This is a genomic window from Streptomyces sp. FH025 (assembly GCF_017427025.1).
GTDB lineage: Bacteria > Actinomycetota > Actinomycetes > Streptomycetales > Streptomycetaceae > Kitasatospora.
This window is the reverse complement of the sequence record NZ_JAFLNG010000670.1, coordinates 1-4,263: the sequence shown is the minus strand read 5'-3', so window position 1 is coordinate 4,263 and position 4,263 is coordinate 1. Positions and strand designations below refer to the sequence as shown.

Genomic DNA, 4,263 nt, shown 5'->3' with positions numbered 1-4,263 from the left:
CGGCGGACGTCCGCCGTCACGCCGAAGCCGGAGCGGCCGAGCAGCCGGGCCAGGTCCGCCGGGGTTCTTCGGCCGTCGGCGTGGTCGAGCAGTTCGCGTCGGCGGCGGCCGGGTGGGCGGTGCGAGGGGCGCCGGTTGTGCTCGACCGGGCGGACGGGCTCCGTGTCGAGCTGCGGCCAGGGCCAGATCCGGTCGAGGAGGCGGCGTCGGCGTTCGGCCTCCCGGCGCAGTCGCGCCGGGTCGACCGCGGCCACCGCCCCGAGCCAGTGCCGGGCATCGGGTTCGTAGCGCCAGGTGCCGCCGGCCCGGTCGGCGAGGACGAAGTAGGCGGCGTCGAACAGCGTTCCCAGGTGGCCGAGTTCGAGCTCGCCGCGGGTGAGTAGCCGGCGGTCGACCAGCGCCTCGCCGACCCGGCCCTGCGGGCCGTGGAGGCGCAGGAGCTCGGTCCAGTCCCCGGGGGTGGTCCGGCCGCACCCGGTGAGCAGGTCGGCCAGGCCGGGGGCGCGCGGGGACTCGGCGGCGGTCACCAGGCCGTCGACCAGGTACAGGCTGCCGAGCGGGCCGTGCAGGGCGCCGGTGGCTCGGCGGTCGGAGAGCAGGGCGACGGCCTCGGCCGGGGTCCGCGGCGCGACGGGGTCGGGCCGGGCGGTCAGTTCGGGCACCTCGGCCGGCTCGGCGGTCGCGCTCACCCCAGCACCAGCTCCTCGGCGAGCGCCTGGAGGCGGAACCGGGCGGCGGCGAGGTTGCCCTCCGCGCGGTCCAGCCAGAGGTGCAGGACGATTCGGCTGTCGAAGACGGTGTCGATGAAGCGGATCAGGTGGTAACTGCGACCGGTGGTGACGATGATGTCCTCCAACGGGGAGCTCCGGTCCTCTCCCGTGGTGAAGGTCTGGCTCTCAACGGCCGCTCGCACCAAGTCGGTTGCCTCGGCGGCGGAGGTCTCGTGGTCGCCGCTCGGGCTGTCGCCGAGACTGCCGAGGGCGAGTCCGCTGCTCCAGTCGACCAGGCTCGCGGCGCGCGCCCCGGCGATCGCCATCGCCCCGGAGAGGCATTCGTCGATACCCGGCACACCGGCTCCTTCGCGGGGTCTGGGCGGCCGGGCGCAGCACGGCTCCGGCCGGTTCGCCACCAGCAGTGGCAGGTTCGACACGGAAGGCTACTGGCGGATCTCATCCGACGAACATTCCAATGGCATATTCACACCAGCAACGGCCAGTTCGAGCCAAGATATGACGACACGTCAGACCTGCCCGAGAGGCAAACCCGCTGGCCGGTCGGCCGCCCCGGACGGCCGTTCACCGGCCACCTGGCACAGGACCTTGGCCGGTATCCGGCCAAGGTGGCGAGTTTCGAACCCGAAAGTGCGATAAGAGGCCGCACCTGGAACGGAGATGGCGCCACAGGCGCGGCGAAGCGGACACGACGAAGGGGCTCGTTCCGTTGGACGGAACGAGCCCCTTCGAGTTGGAGCGCCAGGCCCGGGTCGCACGGACTCTTCCTACTGAAAGTAGGACGTGCTCTGGTAGCACCGCTGACGCCTGCTCGGGAGGTCTTGCTTTCCGAAGATCACTTCCTCCCGACGAGAAGAACAGTAGCAGGTCATCACGCCTGGTCAGAAATCGAAGGACGGCCGAACGGGACCGGACGGGAGCCCCCGGGGCCCGACCGGGCCGAACGGCCTCACGACCGGTCCAGCAGCGCCCGGTAGCCGGCGATCAGGGCGGTGAGGCCGAGGTCGAAGGCCTGGTCGGCACGCTCGCGCCCGGCGGGCACGGCGTCCAGGGCCTCGGCCAGTCGGGGGGTGGCCGCGCGGTCGACGGCGTCCACCATGACGTCCGGGGCGACGAGGTCCAGGGCCGAACCGAGGATGAAGCTCTCCAGGGCCGTGATCACGCCCATCACGTCACCGGCGGCGAAACCGGCGCCCTCCAAGGTGGCGACGGCCCGTTCGTACAGCTCGTGCATGAACGATTCGGCGAGCGGGGCGGTGGCGAGCAGCCGGACGATCCCCGGGTGCTCGGCGAAGGCGTCCCGGTAGGCGTGCGCCCAGGTGCGCAGCGCGGCGTCCCAGGGCTGGTCCCACATCGACTGCTCGCCGATCGTGCGCACCAGCTCGGCGCGCATCAGGGCGACTATCTCGGCCCGGCCGGCCACGTGGTGGTAGAGCGCGGACGGGCTGACCTTGAGGGCGCCGGCCAGGGCGGGGATGGTGAGGTCGCCCGCCTCGTCGACCAGTCGCAGCGCGGTGTCCACGATGCGCTGCCGGTCCAGCAGGGGTGTACGCGGCCTGGCCATGCCCGTTCCTCGTTCTCGCGTTCGCCGTGGGACTGGGAACGGCGGCCCCCCAGTCCAAGATCATCGTTATCCAAGAGTTACTGAATGGCTTTCAATAAAACTCTTCCGCACCCGCCGGTGCCGCGCCTACGGTAACCGAACCCCATTCGGTTTAGGCGGGCCACGGCAAACCGGCCCGCCCTTCCCCGGAGAGGACGCACACCCCCGTATGCGTGCCGACACGATCTTCACCGGAGGCCGGATCCACACCGGAGACCCCGCCCTCCCCCGCACCCACGCGCTCGCCGTCACCGCCGGGCGGATCACCGCCCTCGGCGACGCCGCGCTCGCCCTGCGCGACGAGCACACCGAGACCGTCGACCTGGACGGCGGCGCCCTGCTGCCCTCCTTCGGCGACGGCCACATCCACCCCCTGCTCGGCGGCCTCGGCCTGCGCGGGGTGCCGGTGCGCGACTGCACCAGCCTGGAGGAGGTCGTGGCGGCCGTCCGCGACTGGGCGCAGCGCCACCCCGAGGAGGAGTGGATCACCGGCGACGCGGTCAACCCCTGGCTGGCCGAGGGCGGGCTGTTCGACGCCCGGCTGCTGGACGCCGCGGTGCCCGACCGCCCGGTGCTGCTGCGCACCATGGACCACCACACCGGCTGGGCCAACAGCGAGGCGCTGCGCCGGGCCGGCTACGGGCCCGACACCCCCGAGCCCGTGGGCGGCGAGATCGTCCGCCGCCCGGACGGCACCCCGCTCGGCACGCTGCGCGAGTTCGGCGCGCTCAACCCCGTGCTCGCCCTCGTCCCCGCGCCCGCGCTCGCCGAGCAGGTCGCCGCGCTGCGCGAGACCACCGAGGCCCTCGCCGCCGCCGGGATCACCTGGGTGCAGGACGCCTGGGTCGAACCCGCGCAGGTCGACACCTGGATCGCGGCGGTGACCGAGGAGGAGCTGCCGGTACGGGCCGGACTCGCCCTGCTGCTCGAACCGGACGGCTGGCGGCAGCGGCTCCCCCGCCTGACCGCCGACCGGGACCGGGTCGAGGCCGCCGGGCGCGGCCGGCTCACCGCCCGGGCGGTCAAGTTCTTCGCCGACGGTGTGATCGAGTCCGGCACGGCCGCGCTGCTGGAGCCGTACAGCGACTGCCCGCACTCGCACGGCGTCGCCAACTGGACCGCCGCCGAGCTGGCCGACGCCGTCACCGCCGTGGACGCGCTCGGCTTCCAGCCGCACATCCACGCGATCGGCGACCACGGCGTGCGGATCGCGCTGGACGCCGTCGAGGCCGCCGCGCGCCGCAACGGGCAGCGCGCCCGCCGACCGGTGATCGCGCACGTCCAGCTGGTGCACCCGGACGACCTGGCGCGCTTCGCCGAGCTCGGGGTGATCGCCAACTTCGAGCCGTTGTGGGCGCAGACCGACCCGCTGATGACCGAGCTCACCCTGCCCCGGATCGGCCCCGAGCGCGGCGCCCGGCAGTACCAGATCGCCGCCCTGCTGCGCGACGGCGCCCGGGTCTCCTTCGGCAGCGACTGGCCGGTCACCCGCTACGAACCGCTCGCCGGGCTGGCCACCGCCGTCACCCGGCAGACCCCGGACGGCCTGCCGGCGGGCGGCTGGCTGCCCGAGGAGCGGATCGGGCTCGCCGAGGCGCTGGCCGCGTACTCGGCGGGCGTGGCGCACCAGGCCTTCGAGGAGGCCGAGTGGGGTGTGCTGCGACCGGGCCTGCGGGCCGACCTGGTCCATCTGGCGACCGACCCGTACGCCGTCCCGGCCACCGAGCTGGCCTCGGTCGAGGTGGCCGGCACCTGGCTCGGCGGGCGGCGCACCCACGGCGCCCGCGGCGCCCGCTGAGTCCCGCCGGGGAGCGCCGTGGCGTCCCCCGTGCTTCGGCGCGGCCGTTCCCCACGGCGGCCGTGCCTCGTTCCCCTTGACGGTCCCCCGCTGATCGGCGGCCGGCGCGCGATCGCCGTCGGCCGCTCTAC

General features: G+C 74.1%; 4 protein-coding genes. 1 reads left to right on the top strand and 3 read right to left on the bottom strand.

The annotated features are described in order from the left end of the window. The 3 genes from J0670_RS31755 to J0670_RS31745 all read right to left on the bottom strand — a co-directional run. Window positions 1–689: transcriptional regulator (locus J0670_RS31755; protein ID WP_207815402.1), on the bottom strand; the 689-nt coding region annotated here is incomplete at its 3' end. Beyond that, on the bottom strand, window positions 686–1,069 hold the full coding sequence (locus tag J0670_RS31750) for a hypothetical protein (protein ID WP_207815400.1): 384 nt from the start codon (window positions 1,067–1,069) through the stop codon (window positions 686–688). The genes J0670_RS31750 and J0670_RS31755, both read right to left, overlap by 4 nt. A gap of 611 nt (window positions 1,070–1,680) precedes the next feature. After that, window positions 1,681–2,295, bottom strand: a complete 615-nt coding sequence (locus J0670_RS31745) for a TetR/AcrR family transcriptional regulator (protein WP_207815398.1) — start codon at window positions 2,293–2,295, stop codon at window positions 1,681–1,683. Window positions 2,296–2,503: 208 nt separating this feature from the next. On the opposite strand from J0670_RS31745, the gene J0670_RS31740 reads away from it, so the two are divergent. Beyond that, window positions 2,504–4,132 (top strand): amidohydrolase, encoded by a 1,629-nt coding sequence (locus J0670_RS31740; protein ID WP_207815397.1) that lies wholly within the window; start codon window positions 2,504–2,506, stop codon window positions 4,130–4,132. The last annotated feature ends 131 nt before the right edge of the window (window positions 4,133–4,263 follow it).